Source organism: Microbacterium sp. MMO-10, assembly GCF_037148715.1.
GTDB lineage: Bacteria > Actinomycetota > Actinomycetes > Actinomycetales > Microbacteriaceae > Microbacterium.
The window spans coordinates 249,903-265,760 of record NZ_JBBCSV010000001.1 but is presented as its reverse complement, the minus strand read 5'-3'; the positions used below and the strand labels follow the sequence as shown (position 1 = coordinate 265,760).

Annotated in this window: 16 protein-coding genes; 13 read left to right on the top strand and 3 right to left on the bottom strand. The window is 71.7% G+C overall.

Translation table 11 applies throughout. The features are described from left to right. Positions 1–90 precede the first annotated feature (90 nt). The 5 genes from WFJ17_RS01135 to WFJ17_RS01115 are packed head-to-tail and all read left to right on the top strand — an operon-like array spanning position 91 to position 6,098. Positions 91–1,386 carry an ABC transporter substrate-binding protein gene (locus WFJ17_RS01135; RefSeq protein WP_336647428.1) on the top strand — a complete coding sequence of 432 codons (1,296 nt, stop codon included), beginning with the start codon at positions 91–93 and terminating at the stop codon, positions 1,384–1,386. Positions 1,387–1,415: 29 nt separating this feature from the next. Then, a complete protein-coding gene (locus WFJ17_RS01130; RefSeq protein ID WP_251442772.1) occupies positions 1,416–2,387 on the top strand; it encodes a carbohydrate ABC transporter permease in 972 nt (323 codons plus the stop codon). Next, positions 2,384–3,349, top strand: coding sequence for a carbohydrate ABC transporter permease (locus tag WFJ17_RS01125; RefSeq protein ID WP_295034426.1), 966 nt, complete (start codon positions 2,384–2,386; stop codon positions 3,347–3,349). The genes WFJ17_RS01130 and WFJ17_RS01125 overlap by 4 nt, the downstream gene beginning before the upstream one ends. Continuing rightward, positions 3,346–4,848, top strand: coding sequence for a family 20 glycosylhydrolase (locus WFJ17_RS01120; RefSeq protein ID WP_336647427.1), 1,503 nt, complete (start codon positions 3,346–3,348; stop codon positions 4,846–4,848). The genes WFJ17_RS01125 and WFJ17_RS01120 overlap by 4 nt, the downstream gene beginning before the upstream one ends. After that, on the top strand, positions 4,845–6,098 hold the full coding sequence (locus WFJ17_RS01115; protein WP_336647426.1) for an EndoS/ChiA family endoglycosidase: 1,254 nt from the start codon (positions 4,845–4,847) through the stop codon (positions 6,096–6,098). The genes WFJ17_RS01120 and WFJ17_RS01115 overlap by 4 nt, the downstream gene beginning before the upstream one ends. 287 nt (positions 6,099–6,385) lie before the next feature. Here WFJ17_RS01115 and WFJ17_RS01110 read toward each other — a convergent pair whose 3' ends face one another. The 3 genes from WFJ17_RS01110 to WFJ17_RS01100 all read right to left on the bottom strand — a co-directional run bounded on the left by WFJ17_RS01110 (position 6,386) and on the right by WFJ17_RS01100 (position 9,122). Then, entirely contained in the window at positions 6,386–6,958 is a 573-nt protein-coding gene (locus tag WFJ17_RS01110) for an HhH-GPD-type base excision DNA repair protein (RefSeq protein WP_251442757.1), read from the bottom strand. 316 nt (positions 6,959–7,274) lie between these two features. After that, positions 7,275–7,685, bottom strand: a complete 411-nt coding sequence (arr, locus tag WFJ17_RS01105) for an NAD(+)--rifampin ADP-ribosyltransferase (RefSeq protein WP_251442754.1) — start codon at positions 7,683–7,685, stop codon at positions 7,275–7,277. A 105-nt stretch (positions 7,686–7,790) separates the two neighbouring features. Beyond that, the gene (locus tag WFJ17_RS01100) at positions 7,791–9,122 is read right to left on the bottom strand and encodes a glutamyl-tRNA reductase (protein WP_251442751.1); all 1,332 of its coding nucleotides are present in this window, start codon (positions 9,120–9,122) and stop codon (positions 7,791–7,793) included. Positions 9,123–9,301: 179 nt separating this feature from the next. Here WFJ17_RS01100 and hemE point away from each other — a divergent pair, with 179 nt between their 5' ends. The 8 genes from hemE (at position 9,302) to WFJ17_RS01060 (ending at position 15,858) form a co-directional block, all read left to right on the top strand. After that, entirely contained in the window at positions 9,302–10,357 is a 1,056-nt protein-coding gene (hemE, locus tag WFJ17_RS01095) for a uroporphyrinogen decarboxylase (protein ID WP_251442748.1), read from the top strand. Then, positions 10,354–11,862, top strand: coding sequence for a protoporphyrinogen/coproporphyrinogen oxidase (locus tag WFJ17_RS01090; RefSeq protein WP_336647425.1), 1,509 nt, complete (start codon positions 10,354–10,356; stop codon positions 11,860–11,862). Before hemE ends, WFJ17_RS01090 begins: the two co-directional genes overlap by 4 nt. A 108-nt stretch (positions 11,863–11,970) precedes the next feature. Then, complete coding sequence (locus tag WFJ17_RS01085; protein WP_251442742.1) at positions 11,971–12,393, top strand: hypothetical protein; 423 nt, start codon at positions 11,971–11,973, stop codon at positions 12,391–12,393. Position 12,394: 1 nt separating this feature from the next. Next, the gene (locus tag WFJ17_RS01080; RefSeq protein WP_251442738.1) at positions 12,395–12,799 is read left to right on the top strand and encodes a phage holin family protein; all 405 of its coding nucleotides are present in this window, start codon (positions 12,395–12,397) and stop codon (positions 12,797–12,799) included. Next, positions 12,789–13,052 (top strand): hypothetical protein, encoded by a 264-nt coding sequence (locus WFJ17_RS01075; protein WP_251442735.1) that lies wholly within the window; start codon positions 12,789–12,791, stop codon positions 13,050–13,052. Before WFJ17_RS01080 ends, WFJ17_RS01075 begins: the two co-directional genes overlap by 11 nt. Positions 13,053–13,322: 270 nt before the next feature. After that, the gene (gene hemQ, locus WFJ17_RS01070) at positions 13,323–14,027 is read left to right on the top strand and encodes a hydrogen peroxide-dependent heme synthase (protein WP_442927953.1); all 705 of its coding nucleotides are present in this window, start codon (positions 13,323–13,325) and stop codon (positions 14,025–14,027) included. After that, positions 14,024–15,052, top strand: coding sequence for a hydroxymethylbilane synthase (hemC, locus tag WFJ17_RS01065; protein ID WP_251442732.1), 1,029 nt, complete (start codon positions 14,024–14,026; stop codon positions 15,050–15,052). The genes hemQ and hemC overlap by 4 nt, the downstream gene beginning before the upstream one ends. An 11-nt stretch (positions 15,053–15,063) precedes the next feature. Then, positions 15,064–15,858 carry a uroporphyrinogen-III synthase gene (locus tag WFJ17_RS01060; protein WP_374208768.1) on the top strand — a complete coding sequence of 265 codons (795 nt, stop codon included), beginning with the start codon at positions 15,064–15,066 and terminating at the stop codon, positions 15,856–15,858.

The following is a 15,858-nucleotide window of genomic DNA, read 5'->3' as shown; positions in this document are numbered from 1 at the left end:
TGGCATGCTAGGCACACTATATCGTTTTAGTGATGGGATGCCAGCGCCGGCCGGCGATGCACCCGGGACACTTCGAAGGAGAACACGTCCATGAAGATCCGATCGACTATCGCCGTCGGCATCGCCGCGGTCGCAGCGCTCGCCCTCACCTCCTGCACCGGTTCGGGGGCGGCCTCCGGAGGCGGATCCGCCGACGGCGAGATCACGGGCACGGTCACGTTCCAGACCTGGTCGCTGAAGAACGACAAGTTCTCGCCCTACTTCGAGAACATCGCGAAGAGCTTCGAGAAGGAGCACCCGGGCACGACCGTCAAGTGGATCGATCAGCCCGCCGACGGCTACGAGGACAAGATCCTGCAGCAGGCCGAGTCCAACGAGCTGCCCGACGTCGTGAACCTGCCGCCGGAGTTCGCGCAGGAGCTCGCCAAGGCCGGCCAGCTGGCCGATCTGAAGAAGGACTCCAAGATCATCAGCGACTACGTCGACGGCGGTGTCGCGGCCTACACGTACGACGGGCTCGAAGGCACCTACGCCTTCCCGTGGTACCTCGGCACCGAGCTGAACTACTGGAACATGGATCTGCTGGGCAAGGCCGGTCTCACGGCGCCGCCGAAGACCTTCGACGAGACGCTCGACGCCGCAGCCAAGCTCGGCAAGCTCGGCATCGCGACCCTGTCCGACGTGCCGAGCCCCAAGTCGATGCAGATCGACATCAGCGACCAGGGCAAGACGTTCGACTTCGTCAAGGACGGGAAGTTCGTCTTCGACACCCCCGAGGCCGAGGCCATCGTCGAGCGCTACGCCGAGCTCTACAAGGAGGGCGCGGTCAGCCCCGAGGCGCTGCAGAACGCGGGCACGGCGAACGCCAACGTCGACAACTTCAACAAGGGCAGCGTCGCGTGGACGACCGCCGGCCCGAACTACATCGACAAGAACCTCGCGGTCAACGCGCCCACCCTGCTGCCCTCGGTGAAGGTGACCGGCGGCTTCGGCGAGCCGCCGCTGTTCGTGCAGGGCATCAGCGTCTCCAAGAACGCGAAGAACAAGGCCGCGGCCATCGCGTTCGCCGAGTACGTCACGAACGACGCGAACCAGATCGAGTTCATGAAGCTCGCCGCCGGCTTCTTCCCCGGCACGAAGAAGGCCAACGAGGACCCGTCCGCGTTCGCCGGCAGCGCGCAGAACCCCGAGCAGGCCGAGGCCACGAAGTTCGCCGCCGCGCAGATGGACAAGGCCCGCGTCCCCGGCGCACCCGGATCCGGCTACGTCGACTCGATGGAGAACTACGCCAAGCAGCAGATCGCGCTCGCGATCAAGGGCGACATCTCGGCGAAGGACGCGCTGAAGAAGGCGCAGGACTACGCCAACCAGAACGTCTCGAAGTGACCCGATGAGTGAGAGGAGGGGGTGAGCAGATGAGAAGACAACGCTGGTACACGCCGTACCTGCTCGTGCTTCCGGGCGTGATCTGGGTGCTCGTGTTCGCGCTGTGGCCGTTCCTGAACACGGTGGTGCTCGCCTTCACGGACGCGCGCCCCCTCCGGCCCGTCGCGTTCGTGGGCCTGGACAACTTCACCCGTCTCGCGAGCGACGAGCGGTTCGGGTACGCCCTCACCACGTCCCTCGTGTACGTGGTGGTGTGCGTGCCGCTGCTCACCTTCCTCCCGCTGCTCCTCGCGCTGCTGGTGCATCGCAAGATCCCGGCGATCGGGTTCTTCCGCACCACGTTCTACTTCCCGGTGATCGCTTCGGCGGTGGTCGTCGCGATCGTGTGGGAGTTCCTGTTCTCCAGCACCGGCACGATCAACTCGGCGCTGAAGTTCTTCGGCCTCGCCGACCGGCCGATCGAGTTCCTCTCCGACCGCTGGCTGCTCATCTTCTGCGCGATCGGCCTGACCGTGTGGAAGGGCCTCGGCTACTACATGGTCGTCTACCTCGCCGCCCTCGGGAACGTCGGGCGCGAGCTGCACGAGGCGGCCGCGATGGACGGCGCCGGGGCCTGGCGGCGGTTCTGGTCGGTGACCGTGCCGGGCGTGCGCGGCCCGATGATGCTCGTCTCGGTGCTCATCTGCGTCGCGGCCATGCGCGTGTTCACCGAGCTGTACATCCTCTCCTCGGGATCCGGCGGGCCCGGCGGCCGGTCGATGAGCATGGTGATGCTGATCCAGTCGATGGGCAAGGGGCTGAACGGCCAGATCGGCTACGCCTCGGCCATCTCGATCGTGCTGTTCCTGCTGACCCTCATCCCGCTGACCGTGGTCGGCATCGCCAACAACGGCGAGATGATCCGCGACGCCCTGGCGGGCCGGCGGACCCGCCGCGACCTGCGCGCGCAGCAGCGGGCCGAGCGCCGTGACGCGAAGAACCGCGCGGAGGTGGCGGCATGACTTCCTTCCAGACCCCCGGCAGCGCCGGCGTGATCGAGGAGCAGGCGACGCTCCGGCAGGCCGCAGCCGGCCGCGGCGCCCGCCCGCCGCGCCACCGCGAGAAGCCGTTCCGCACCCGCGGATCCGCCGACATCATGAAGCCCTCCCTCGGCGGACTGATCGGCAAGTACGTGCTGCTCGTCGTCGTGCTCGGCATCATGGTGTTCCCGTTCCTGTGGCAGCTCTCCACGTCGTTCAAGGGATCCGGTGAGGACATCTACGGCTTCCCGCCGAACCTCCTCCCGAGCGCTCCCACGCTCGACCACTACGCGGAGGTCTTCCGCACGATCCCGGTGCTCGACTACGCGCGCAACTCGCTGCTCGTCGGCGTCGGGACCGTCATCACCAACGTGATCTTCGCCACCCTCGGCGGCTACGCACTGGGATGCCTGAAGTTCCGCGGCAAGGGGATCGTCATGGCGATCTTCTTCTCCACGCTGCTCCTCCCCGGCGAGGTCACCCTGACCAGCCAGTACCTGACGGTGAAGTCGCTGGGTCTGGCGAACACCCTGTGGGGCGTGTTCCTGCCCGGCGCGATCGCCGCGATCAACGTGCTGCTCATGGCCGCCGCCTGCCGGATGATCCCCGCGGACACCCTGGACGCCGCGACGATCGACGGCGCCAACACCCTGCAGCGCCTGCGCCACATCGTGTGGCCGAACATCCGCGGCATGGTCTCGGTGGTCGCCCTGTTCGCGTTCATCGGCGCCTGGGACGAGTTCCTCTGGCCGCTCGTGGTGCTCTCGGATCCGGCGAACTACACGCTCACGGTCGGCATGAACTACCTGAACTCGAACTTCGGATCCAACCCCCGGGTGATCGCGGCGGGAACGATGATCGCGCTCGTGCCGATCATCATCCTCTTCGCCGTCCTCCAGAAGCAGTTCTTCAAGGGCGTCGAGGAGGGGAGCGTCAAGGGATGATCTCTCCGGCGGCACCCGCCGCGCGAACGCCGTGGGCGTCGCTCCCGCAGCCCACGGCGTTCGAGCCGGCGGGCGGGACGTGGGAGCCGGAGCGGGTGCGGGTCATCGCGGCGAGCCGGGGACTGCGCCGGGAGGCGGAGCGGCTCGAGTCCGAACTGCGGGAGCGGGGGATCGCGGCGGCCGCCGACGTCTCGGATCCGGTGATCCGGGTGCGGCTGAGTCCGCTCGCGCACCGGGATCCGGCCGACGAGTCGTTCACGATCGACGTGGCGGACGACGTCGTGGTGACGGCCGCCTCCGCCGCCGGAGTGTTCCGCGCCACCCGGCAGCTCCTGCACAACCTGCGCGCCCAGGGGGCGGTCCCGCGAGGCATCGTGCGCTCCGCGCCGGCGGTCGCCGAGCGCGGACTGCATCTCGACGCGGGGCGCAAGCACTACCCCGCGGCGTGGATCCTCGCGCAGCTGCACGCCGCCGCCGACGTGGGCGTGAACGTGTTCCAGTGGCACTTCTCCGAGAACGAGGGCTTCCGGCTGGAATCGACGGCCTTCCCCGAGATCGTCTCGTCCGGGCGCATCACCCGCGCCGAGGCGGCCGAGATCGTCGCGACCGCCCGCGACCTGCACATCGACCTCGTCCCGTCGCTCGACATGCCGGGGCATCTGCGGCACGCGCTCCGGGCCCACCCGGACCTGCGGCTGCCGGACGCCCCGGGCCTCGCCACCGACCACGCGCTCGACATCACCCGCGAGGATCCGGTCCGCTTCGCCCTCGCGCTGATCGACGACATGCTCCCCGTGTTCCCGCACAGCACGCGCTGGAATCTCGGCGGCGACGAGTTCGTCGACTTCGACCGCATCGCCGAGTTCCCGGCGCTCGCGACGGCGGCCGCGGAGCGCTACGGCGCCGCGGGCACCGGATTCGACCTGCTGACCGCGTTCGTCAACCGCGTCGCCGCGCACCTGCGCGAGCGCGGTCTCGAAGCGCGCGCCTGGAACGACGGCCTGCTGCGCAGCACCGCCGAGCGTCTGGACCAGGACGTCGTGCTCACCTGGTGGACGAACTGGAACGCCGGCATGCGGCCGGTCGCCGACGCGCTCGCCGCAGGGCATCGGCTCGTCAACGTCGACGACGCGGTGTTCTACTACGTGCTCGGTGAGAACGCCGGCTACCGCTACCCGACGGCGGAGCGGATCTGGGCGGCCGACTGGCATCCCGGCCTCTTCCCGGCGCTGTGGGGACCCGAAGGGCAGGCGACCGTGGTGCAGGAGCTGGAGCGCCCGTACCCCGAAGCGCTGCTCGGGGTCTCGTTCGCGGTGTGGTCGGACCGGCCGGAGGCGCAGACCCCGGCCGAGGTCGCGGAGGGGATCCGCGGACCGCTGCGCGCGATGGCGGAACGGGCGTGGAACGCCGGAACCGCCCTGGAGCTTGCGGACTTCGCGGCGCTCGACGCCGCGATCGGGGAAGCCACCCCACTCGAAGAAGAGAGAAGGCACGTATGAATCGCACGACAGCTGCCATCGGTCTCGGCGCGCTCCTCGCCGGAGTCGCGGTCCTCGGCGCGCCACCCGCTCTCGCCGGGACGGGATCCGCATCGGTCGGGAACACGTCGCAGTGCTCGGCCGAGCCCCTCACCATGGCGTACTACCGCACCTGGCGCGACGTCACGGTGCCGCAGAGCGCGAACTCGAACCTGCCCGACCCCAACGTCACGCGCATGACGGACCTGCCTCCCGAGGTCGATGTGGCGATGGTCTTCGACGCCGGTGCGACGGCGGACACCGACTACTGGCGCGCCCTGCGCGACGAGTACGTCCCTGAGCTGCATGCGCGCGGAACCCGGGTCGCGTACACGCTGTGGATCGACAAGCTCGCGAAGGCGGACATCCCGCTGACGGACCAGGCCTATCGCGACTACGCGCAGAAGCTCGTCGACACTTACGTGACCCCGTACGGGCTGGACGGCATCGACATCGATGTGGAGTCGTACCCGACCGGGGACGACCTGACCAGGGCGATCGGCGTCTTCAACGCCCTCGGGGATCTCCTCGGACCGACCTCGGGCTCCGACAAGATCCTCATCTTCGACACCAACCAGGACGGCAGCACCCCGCTGTTCACGGCGGTCTCGTCGAAGGTGTCCTACGTTCTCCTGCAGGCCTACGGCCGGGGCGCGGCGGGCATGCAATCGACCTGGAACACCTTCGCCGACAAGATCGCCCCGTGCCAGTTCCTCCCCGGGTTCTCCTTCCCCGAGGAGCAGGACCGCACGCACTGGGGCGACGCGGAGGGGATCTACGACCCCGCGACGGCGCCGGGATCCACGGCGTACGAGTACGCGACGTGGCAGCCGCAGGGCGGCACGAAGGGCGGGTTCTTCGCCTACGCGGTCGACCGCGACGGCAAGGTCTGGGGGGATGACAGCATCACGCCGACGTCCTTCACCTGGATGAAGAACCTCTCGGCCGTGCAGGACGACGCCGCGGGTGTCGCACCGAAGGCCCCCACCGCTGCGCTCGCCGCGGACCGGATCACGATCCGCGGCGTCGGAGCCCCGGGCGCCACCGTGAGCGTGAAGGTCACCGGTCCCGGGAGGATCCCCGCCGCGGCCTCGACGACCGCTGCCGTGGACGGCAGCTGGACGCTCGTGCTCGACCGCAAACTGACCGTGCCGCAGAGGGCGACGATCACGCAGAAGCTGCCGCACACGGGCCCGTCTGCCCCGGCCACGGTGCGCGTCGCCGTCCGCTGAGCCGCCGGCCACCGCAGAACGGCGCGGGATCCGGTCCGAGGGGAGGGAGGCCGGATCCCGCGCTCTGCCCGGGATCGCGCGGGGCGCGTCGTCGCCGCGATCGAGGGGGCGGGCCGACCCGGCCCGCCGTAGTCAGGACCCGGTCCGCCGTATTCAGGCTGAGTCCTCGGGAAGCCGGTCGACCGGGCGGTTCGAGGGGCGGATCCGGATGTCGGGCCTGAATTGTGCGGGCGGCTCAGTCACCGGTGATCCGTTCCGGGCGCACCTGACGGAGCGCGGCGGAGGCCTCAGGCGGTCGCCTTGGCCGCGGCCTTCATCGCGCGCTTGTGCTCCCGGACTTTCGCGAGCGAGTCCGGCGAGACGATGTCGGCGACCGAGCGGAAGGATCCGTCCTCGCCGTAGGGCGCAGAGGCCTCGCGCCAGCCGGCGCCGGTGAAGCCGTACTGCTTGCCGAGGAGGGCGAGGAAGATCTTGGCCTTCTGCTCGCCGAACCCGGGAAGGCCCTTCAGTCGCCGTAGCACCTCGGCGCCGTCCGGATCCCCCTGGGTCCACAGGTTCGCGGCGTCCCCGCCCCAGTCGTCGACGAGCTTCTGGCACAGCGTCTGCACGCGCGTCGCCATGGATCCGGGGAAGCGATGCACCGACGGGGACTGCTTGAACGCGGCGAGGAACTCGTCCGGGTCGTACGCGGCGATCGCGGCGGCGTCGGCCGCGCCCGTGCGCTGCTCGATCTTGAGCGGTCCGGCGAACGCGGTCTCCATCGCGACCTGCTGGTCGAGCAGCATGCCCACGAGCAGGGCGAGCGGGTTGTCGCTGAGCAGGGTGTCGGCGGCGGTGTCTCCGGTGATGTGAAGGGCCATGGATCCAGTCTCGCACTCCGGCCTCGTCATCCACATCGCAGCTGCCGGTGCGCCAACATCGGAGATGTGCACCGACCGCGGAGCCGATTCGAGAATCTCTCCGAGCGAAGCGCACATCTCCGCGCGGGGAGCACGCCGCGGGAGCCGGTCAGTGAGGGATCTCGCGACGATCCCCGACGCGGAGCGCGGGGATCACGGCGTCGCCATCTCGCGGAAGACCGCGAGTGTCCGCGCCCAGGCCGATGCCGCTCGATCGCCTTGCGCCCGCACACCCGGTGTTTCCCCCGGCGCCCGCACGCCGGCAGTGCGGCTCGGCCTAGTTGATGATCTCGCCGCGCTCGTCGTCGAGGATGGCGGCGAGGCGGTCGCGCCAGCCCTGCAGCGCCTCCGGCGCGAGCCGCGTCCAGTCGTCGACCACGGCGACCACGCGAAGCGGATCCGCGCTGCGATAGGACCGCGTCGGATTGCCGGGGAACTTCTTGTCGGTGACGTTCGGGTCGTCCTCGAAGGCGCCGGTCGGCTCGACGAGGTACACCCGCGGTTCGCCGTCGCCGGCGGCGAGCTCTGCGGCGAGGCCGGCTCCGTCGCGCAGCGCGGTGAAGTAGATGTGATTCATGACGACCTCGGGCCGGTAGTTCGACCGGAATCCCGCCGTGAGCAGGTCGCCGGGCCGCAGATCCGCCTTGGTGCCGTGGAAGAACGGGCCCTCGTCTGTCACGTCGCTCACCCGACCAGGCTAGCCGCGGACTCGACCGCGGACGCGGACGCGGCCGCGGGCCGGCACGCCCCGCGGGCCGGCACGCAGTGGGCCGGCCCGGAGAGAGCGAACCGGTCAGGCCGTGGCGGCGTCGTCCTGGACGGCGGGCTCGGCGGAGAGCCCGTACAGCGTCTCGAGGGCGGCGATGAACTCGGATCCGCGGCCCTGGGCGGCGAGCTCATGCGCGCGGCTCGTCGGGGTGTGCAGCAGCACGCCGGCGAGGTGGCGCATGGCCTGCTCGACCTGGCCGCCGTCGTCTCCGCGCTTGCGGGCGCGCTCGATCTCGGCCTCGAGCAGGCCGAAGATGTGCCCGCGCAGGGCGACGACCGCGGGGGTCACGCTCTCGCGCGCTCCCACCTCGTGGAACGTCGCCGCGGCGGCACGCACGATCGAGCGCGCGGCGTCCGTCGCCTGCAGCTCCTCGAGCGGCGCGTGCAGGCGGATCGTCTCGAGGTCGAGCAGAGCGACGCCCTCGACCTCCGCGACATCGGGTGCGACGTTGCGGGGCATGCCGAGGTCGACGATCAGCTGCGACGGGGTCGCGCCGGCCGAGAAGCCGTGCCCCGGAATCGGGCAGTCCACCGCCGTGCCGTGCGGCGTCGGGAGGGCGGCGAGAGCCGGGCCGCGGCCTGCGCGCAGGATCGCGGCGTCGAGCACGGGGTGCTCGGCGCTCGTGCAGGTGATGACGATCGAGGCGTGCGCGGCGGCGCGGGCGTACTCCGCCTTGGGCAGCGCCCGGATCCCGTGCTTCGCGGCGAACGCGGCACCGCGGCCCGAGGGGGAGTGCACGCTGATGTCGTGCGCGCCGCGCTCGCGCAGCGTCGCGAGGGTCACCGCGGCGTAGGCGCCGGTGCCGACGAGCAGCACGCGCGCGGTGCTCCAGTCGGCGATGCGGCTGTCGGCGAGGTCGAGGGCGAGGCGCACCAGCGACCGGCCGGCGCGGCCGAGGGCGGTGTCGTTCTTGACCTTGCGCTGGGCTTCGCTGGCGCGCTGGAAGAGGCGCTCCAGCTCGGGGGAGGTGGTGCCGTGCTTGCGAGCCGAGGTGAGCGCACGACGCACCTGGCCCGCGATCTCGCCCTCGCCGGAGACGACGGATTCGAGACCCGACGCGACCGAGAACAGGTGCTCGACGACCCGGGGGCCGGAGTGCACCGACGACGACGCGGAGAGGATGTCGGCGTCGATGCCGCTGCGCTCCGAGACCGTGCTCAGAATGCGCGCGACGTCATTCTCGTCGGCCGTGCCGTCGACGTCGACATAGGCCTCGAAGCGGTTGCAGGTCGCGAGCACGACGGCGCCCTTGGATCCTTCGGAGAGGGATCCGGCCAGGTCGTCCGGGGTGCGACTGAGTCGTTCGAGGAGGTCGAAGGGGGCCGTCTTGTGATTGGCCGTGACGCAGAGCAGCACCCTGGGAGTTTACGCTCCGCGGCCTTTGCGGATCCTGGACATCCGACGCGCGACGTCATCCGGATCCCGGATCCGCTCGGTCGTGGCTGCTGATCGGCCATCCCGGCGGGCATCGCGGTCCGGATCCGCGCGGACCAGGTCCGCATCCCGCGCAGAGGTGCGTCGGGGACAATGGACCCATGCCCCTGAACGATGCCCCGCTGCTGCGCGCCCTTGCCGGTATCCGCCCCGAGACGACCCCGGTGTGGTTCATGCGCCAGGCGGGACGCTCGCTGCCCGAGTACCGCGACCTCCGTGTCGGGACCCGCATGCTGGACGCCTGCCTCACGCCCGACCTCGCCGCGGAGATCACGCTGCAGCCCGTGCGCCGCCACAGCGTCGACGCGGGCATCTTCTTCAGCGACATCGTGGTGCCCCTGCGTCTCGCCGGCGTCGAGGTCGAGATCGAGCCCGGTCGCGGTCCGGTGTTCGCCGAGCCCGTGCGCACGGCCTCCGACGTCGACCGGATCACCGCGATCGATCCGGCATCGCTCGACACGACGCAGATCGAGGAGGCGGTGCGCCTCGTGGTCGCCGAGCTCGGCGACCGCACCCCGCTGATCGGCTTCGCCGGCGCCCCGTTCACCCTCGCCGCCTACCTCGTCGAGGGGGGTCCTTCGAAGGAGCACCTGCGTGCCCGGGCGATGATGCACACGGATCCGGAGTCCTGGAACCGTCTCGCGGGCTGGCTCGCCGAGGTCTCGCGGACCTTCCTCGCCGCTCAGCGGGCGGCGGGCGCGAGCGCCGTGCAGCTGTTCGACTCCTGGGCCGGTTCCCTGAGCCCCGCCGACTACCGCGCCTTCGTCGCGCCGCACTCGGCCGCCGCGGTCGACGGGATCGACGCCCCGGTCATCCACTTCGGGGTCGGCACCGGGCCCTTCCTCGGCGACATGCGGCTCGGCGGGCGCGCCGCCGCGGTCGGCGTCGACTGGCGCCTGCCGCTGGATGAGGCCGTCGCCGTGCTCGGCCCCGACGTCACGGTGCAGGGCAACATCGACCCCGCGCTGCTCACCGCTCCCTGGCCGGTGATCGAGGCGCACGTCCGCGAGGTGCTCCGGCGCGGGGCCGCGGCCCGGGCGCACATCCTGAACCTCGGCCACGGGGTGCCCCCCGAGACAGACCCGGCGGTGCTCACCCGCATCGTCGAGCTCGCCCATTCCGTGCGCACCGAGCCGGCCGCCGAGGCCGCGCGATGACGGATCCGCGGTCCGGCGACGGCGGCGCGCCAGAACCGGCACACACGCCGGAGCTCGCCGAACGCGCGGCACGACGGAGGGTCGCCGTGATCGGCGGCGGCGTGGCGGGCCTCGTGGCGGCGGAGTCGGTCGCCGCGATCGGCGCGCATGCCACGGTGTTCGAGGCGCAGGAGCGCGCGGGCGGCGCGGTGCAGGCGGGCGAGGCGGACGGGCTGGTGTTCGACGCCGGGGCGGAGAGCTTCGCGGTGCGCGGCGGCCACGTGCGCGCCCTCATCGACGACCTCGGCCTCGGCGACCGCGTGCGCACCCCGGAACCCGGCGGCGCGTGGGTGGCCGGCATCCCCGGAGGTGCGGCGCCGCTGCCGCACGGCGGCCTGCTCGGCATCCCGGCCAATCCGTTCGCGGAGGACGTGCGGCGCGTGATCGGCTGGAACGGCACGTGGCGGGCCTGGCTCGACCGGCTGCTGCCGCCGCTCACGATCGGCCACGACCGCAGCCTCGGCCGTCTCGTGCGCAGGCGCATGGGCGCCCGTGTGCTGGACCGGCTCGTCGCGCCCGTGAGCACCGGGGTGTACTCCGCGCATCCGGATGACATCGACGTCGACGTCGCGGCCCCCGCGTTGAACGCGGCGCTGACCCGCGTCGGCTCCCTCTCCGGGGCCGTGGCCGAGATCACCGGCGGAGCGGGCCGAGCCCCGGGCGCAGCCGTGCAGGGACTCGATGGAGGCATGGCCGGCCTCGTCGACGCGCTCGTCGCGCGGATCGAGCTGCTCGGATCCGAGGTGCGCATCGCGACGCCGATCGAGCGTCTCGACCGCGACGGCGAGCGCTGGATCGTGCGCGTGGTCGAGTCCGGCGAACCGGGGGAGCAGGGCGAGGAGGCCGCCGACGGGATCCCCGAGTCCTTCGACGCCGTCATCCTCGCCGTCGACGAGGGCACGGCCCGCCGGCTGCTCGCCCCGTACGTGCCCGAGCTCGCGGAGGTCGCCGCCGCGTCATCGCCGCGCATCGAGATCGTCACCCTGGTGCTCGACGCCCCGGTGCTCGACGCGGCGCCGCGCGGATCCGGCGTGCTCACGGTTCCCGGCTCGCACGTCGCCAAGGCCCTCACCCACAGCACCGCGAAGTGGGCGTGGCTGCGGGAGCGGGCGGGATCCCGGCATGTTGTGCGGGTGTCGTTCGGCGCCCAGGACGAGGACCCCGCGACCGCTGCGCTCGACGACGAGGCCGCCGCCGCGCTCGCCCTGGCCGAGGCGTCGGCGCTCCTCGGAGTCGCCCTGCCGCCCGATCGGCTGCGCGGCAGCCACCGCGCCCGCTTCGTTCAGGCGCAGCCCTCCGCGGTCGCGGGAGCCGCGGAGCGGCGCACCGCCGCGGCGGCCGCGATCGGCGCCGTGCCGGGGCTGGCGGCGACCGGGGCCTGGCTGAGCGGCACCGGACTCGCCCAGGTCGTGCCGCACGCGCGCGCCGAGGCGGAGCGGATCCGCCACGCCCTGCTCTGGGGATGACCGGGTGGGCGGACGCCCGGAAGGCCGACTCCGCGACCGATAGATGCCGAAAACGGAATACAGGGTTACGCTGGTAGCCCGCAGGGACCGCAATCGTGAGGAGACCCCATGAAGGGGAAGATCGGACTCGTCGTCGGACTCGGCGTCGGCTATGTGCTGGGCACGCGTGCCGGGCGCGAACGGTACGAACAGATCAAGAAGCAGTGGCTGAAGGTCTGGCACCTCGACCCCGTGCAGGCACAGGTGCACAAGGTGCAGGACTTCGCGAAGGCCCAGGCGGCCGCGGTGCCGCAGGCGCTGTGGACCGGCGCCGTCAAGATCGTCAAGGCCGCCACCTCCGACGGAACCCCGGGCCAGCGCGTGGACTCCACGATCGCGAGCGGCAAGGCGGTCGCGGCCGAGGTCAAGCAGGCGGCGGAGGAGACCGTCGCGGCCGCGGAGCAGAGCGTCGCCGCCGAGGAGAGCCGCACGAAGTCCCGCACATCCGCGGCCGCGAAGAGCGCGCCGAAGAAGCCGACCGCGGGCGCCTGACATGGCCGGCAACTACCGGGATCGCGCCGACGACAGCCTGCTCACGCTCCTCGGCGACATCCCCGACCTGATCAGCAACCTGGTCAAGGCCGAGATCGACGCGGCCAAGACCTGGATCTCCCGCACCGCGAAGGACGCCGGCATCGGCAGCGTCTGGTTCCTGGTCGCGCTGTTCTTCCTGTTCTGGGCCGTGCCCGTGGTGCTCGTGTTCGCGATCGCCGGGCTCTCGTCCTGGTTCCCGGTCTGGCTCTCCGCGATCATCACGTTCGGGATCCTGCTCCTGGCCGTGCTCGTGTTCGCGCTGCTCGGTCTCCTGAAGTTCCGCACCGTGCTGCGCCGGGAGAACCCCGCGCAGGCCGTGGCGACCGACGTCCGCATCGTGAAGGAGGCCGGCGATGGCCGTTGACCCGGTGAACATCCCGCGCACGGCCGTGCCGGCAGGCCTGGTCGACCCGGTCGCCTCGGCCCGCGCCGAGCTGAAGGCCGCACTGCTCGCGATCGAGGACAAGACGAACGTGCCGCGTCAGCTGCAGAAGGCCGGCGGCAAGGCCCGCGTCTTCGCGCAGCGCAACCCGGTCGGCGCCTTCGCCGCGGTCGTCGGCGTCGCGGCGGTCGTCGGCGGCGTGGTCTGGGCCGTCACCCGCAGCATCGCCCGCTGACGCCGGTCCTCGGCGCGTCCCGGGCGCGTCCTGGGCACGGTCTTCCGCCGTGACGATCAGCACACCGAGGAACGATCAGCACACCGATCCGGCGGATCCGTGTGCTGATCGTCACACCGTGTGCTGATCGGGACACGGGCCGCACCGGAGGCTGGATCCCCGGGCCGCGCCGGACCGTGCCGAGCCCGGATCCTGCCCGGATCCCGGCCGGATCCGGGTGCGTGTCGTCACGAGTCCCCGGCGCATAGGCGGAGGGGGCAGACTGGTCCCATGGCTGAAGCTGCAGAAACGCCCATGCTCGCCGCCGACTCCGACGCCTCGCCCCAGGGTTTCACCCTCTGGGCCGTGTGGCGCCGCGACCCCGCCGCCCCGGTGCTCGAGACCGACTCCACCGAGCTGGAGGACATCGTCCGCCACATCGAGGACGGCGGCATCAGCGTCCGCGGCTTCTACGACGTCTCCGGCCTCAAGGCCGATGCCGACCTCATGGTGTGGCTGCACGGGCCCACTCCCGAGGGACTGCAGAAGGCGCTGCGCCGGCTGCGCCGCACCGAGCTGCTGCGCACCCTGCTGCCGGTCTGGAACGTGATGGGCGTGCACCGCGACGCGGAGTTCAACCGCGCGCACGTGCCCGGCTTCCTGCGGGGCGTCGAGGCGAAGGGCTGGCTCTGCCTGTACCCGTTCGTCCGCACGCCCGAGTGGTACCTCATCGAGGAGGACGAGCGCCGCCGCATGCTCGCCGAGCACGGCCGCCGCGGCGCCGCCTTCCGCGGGGTCCTCGCCAACACGGTCGCCGCCTTCGCGCTCGGCGACTACGAGTGGCTGCTCCCGCTCGAGGCCGACGAGCCGACCGAGCTCGTCGACCTGATGCGCGATCTCCGGTACACCGATGCGCGCCGCTACGTGAAGGAGGAGGTGCCCTTTTACACGGGGCGCCGCCTGCGCTTCGACGAGATCGCCGAGGTGCTGCAGTGACCGACGCGGCCCCGCTCCGGCTCGGCACCCGCCGCAGCGCCCTCGCGCAGGCGCAGTCCGGGCAGGTCGCGAAGGCGCTGGAGAAGGTCTCCGGGCGCCGCGTGGAGCTCGTCCCCATCACGAGCGAGGGCGACACCAACCGCGCGTCGCTGAGCGAGATCGGCGGTCAGGGGGTGTTCGCCACCGCCCTCCGCGATGCGCTGCGCCGCGGGGAGTGCGACCTGCTGGTGCATTCTCTGAAGGATCTGCCCACCACGGTGCCCGAGGGCCTGGTCATCGCCGCGACCCCGGCCCGCGCCGACTCGCGCGACGTGGCCGTCACCCGCGACGGGACCGCGCTGCACGAGCTGAAGAGCGGATCCGCGATCGGCACGGGCTCGCCCCGGCGCATCGCGCAGGTGCACGTCCGCAACCCCCGGCTGCGCACAGTGGATCTGCGCGGGAACGTCGACTCGCGGCTGCAGCGGGTCGCGACCGGCGAGCTCGATGCCGTGATCCTCGCGGCCGCGGGGCTCAGCCGGCTCGACGGCGACCCCCTCGGCGACCTGAAGGCGGAGAGCCTCGGCCTCGCGGAGTGGCCCACCGCGCCCGGGCAGGGAGCTCTCGCCGTGGAGACCACGACCGATGCCCCGGACGACCTGATGGCCGCGCTGGCGGCACTGGACGACGAGGCGACCCGGATCGCCGTGACCGCCGAGCGGGCCGTGCTGGCGGGGCTGGATTCCGGCTGCCAGGCCCCGATGGCCGCGCACGCCGTGCTCGAAGGCGGGGACCTCCGGGTGCGCGCCGTGGTCTACGCGCCGCAGGACGGCTGGCGGATCGGGATCGACGTGACCGAGGCGCTGCGTCCAGCGCACGTGGAGGCGGAGGCGGCGGCCGAGGAGTATATTCATGCCAACGGCAGTGGCAACGGTGCGGACTCTGCCGATGGAGCAGACCCGATCGCCGCAGCCCGCGAGATCGGGTTGTCTGTTGCCCATCGGCTGCTCGAACGTGGGGCGGCTGACCTTCTTCCGCGCCCCTGAACCCGATGATGATGACTGAATCGAAGCAAGAGGCCAAGCCGCTGACCGGTTGGCGCGTGCTCGTGCCGCGCGGCGGTCCCTGGGGCGACGGCGTCGCCGCGAGCCTGCGCGCCCAGGGCGCGGTGCCGGTGGTCGCCCCGCTGATCAACTTCGCACCCACGAACGACCAGGCGGCCCTCGACGACGCGCTCGTGAAGCTCGCCGCCGGGGAGTTCGACTGGCTCACGATCACCAGCGCCACCACGGTGGACGTGCTCTTCGCGCACCGCGCCGAGATCCCCTCCTCCACCAAGATCGCCGCCGTCGGCGAGACCACCGCCGCCGCCCTCATGGCCGTCGGCTACCACGTCGACCTCGTGCCGGAGGACGACAACTCGGCCGAGGGCATGGCCCGGCAGATCATCGATCTGGAGCCCGAGCCGAAACGGATCCTCACCCTGCGCAGCGAGATCGCGAAGCCGCTGCTCACGAAGTCGCTCAAGAAGGCGGGACACCGCGTCTCGAGCGTCGTGGCCTACCGCACGGTCGGCGTCCCGGTCACCGAGCGGATCATGCGCGACGTGCAGAACGGACGGATCAACGCGATCCTCGTGACGAGCGGCTCCGTCGCCGAGCAGGTGCGCGAGCAGTTCCCCGAGATCCCCGATACCACGCTCCTCGCCGCGATCGGCCCCCGCACCGCGAAGGATGCGAAGAGGGCGGGGCTGCCGATCACGGTGGTCGCCGACAAGCAGACCGTCGATGCGCTCATCGACGCGGTCTCGCACTTCACCCTCCCGCACGCGGCCGACGAGTTCGCACCGTGA

Coding starts and splice junctions, on each gene's coding strand:
- WFJ17_RS01135 (WP_336647428.1), top strand. CDS start 91: ATGAAGATCCGATCGACTATCGCCGTCGGCATCGCCGCGGTCGCAGCG.
- WFJ17_RS01130 (WP_251442772.1), top strand. CDS start 1,416: ATGAGAAGACAACGCTGGTACACGCCGTACCTGCTCGTGCTTCCGGGC.
- WFJ17_RS01125 (WP_295034426.1), top strand. CDS start 2,384: ATGACTTCCTTCCAGACCCCCGGCAGCGCCGGCGTGATCGAGGAGCAG.
- WFJ17_RS01120 (WP_336647427.1), top strand. CDS start 3,346: ATGATCTCTCCGGCGGCACCCGCCGCGCGAACGCCGTGGGCGTCGCTC.
- WFJ17_RS01115 (WP_336647426.1), top strand. CDS start 4,845: ATGAATCGCACGACAGCTGCCATCGGTCTCGGCGCGCTCCTCGCCGGA.
- WFJ17_RS01110 (WP_251442757.1), bottom strand. CDS start 6,958: ATGGCCCTTCACATCACCGGAGACACCGCCGCCGACACCCTGCTCAGC.
- hemE (WP_251442748.1), top strand. CDS start 9,302: ATGCCCCTGAACGATGCCCCGCTGCTGCGCGCCCTTGCCGGTATCCGC.
- WFJ17_RS01090 (WP_336647425.1), top strand. CDS start 10,354: ATGACGGATCCGCGGTCCGGCGACGGCGGCGCGCCAGAACCGGCACAC.
- WFJ17_RS01085 (WP_251442742.1), top strand. CDS start 11,971: ATGAAGGGGAAGATCGGACTCGTCGTCGGACTCGGCGTCGGCTATGTG.
- WFJ17_RS01080 (WP_251442738.1), top strand. CDS start 12,395: ATGGCCGGCAACTACCGGGATCGCGCCGACGACAGCCTGCTCACGCTC.
- WFJ17_RS01075 (WP_251442735.1), top strand. CDS start 12,789: ATGGCCGTTGACCCGGTGAACATCCCGCGCACGGCCGTGCCGGCAGGC.
- hemQ (WP_442927953.1), top strand. CDS start 13,323: ATGGCTGAAGCTGCAGAAACGCCCATGCTCGCCGCCGACTCCGACGCC.
- WFJ17_RS01060 (WP_374208768.1), top strand. CDS start 15,064: ATGACTGAATCGAAGCAAGAGGCCAAGCCGCTGACCGGTTGGCGCGTG.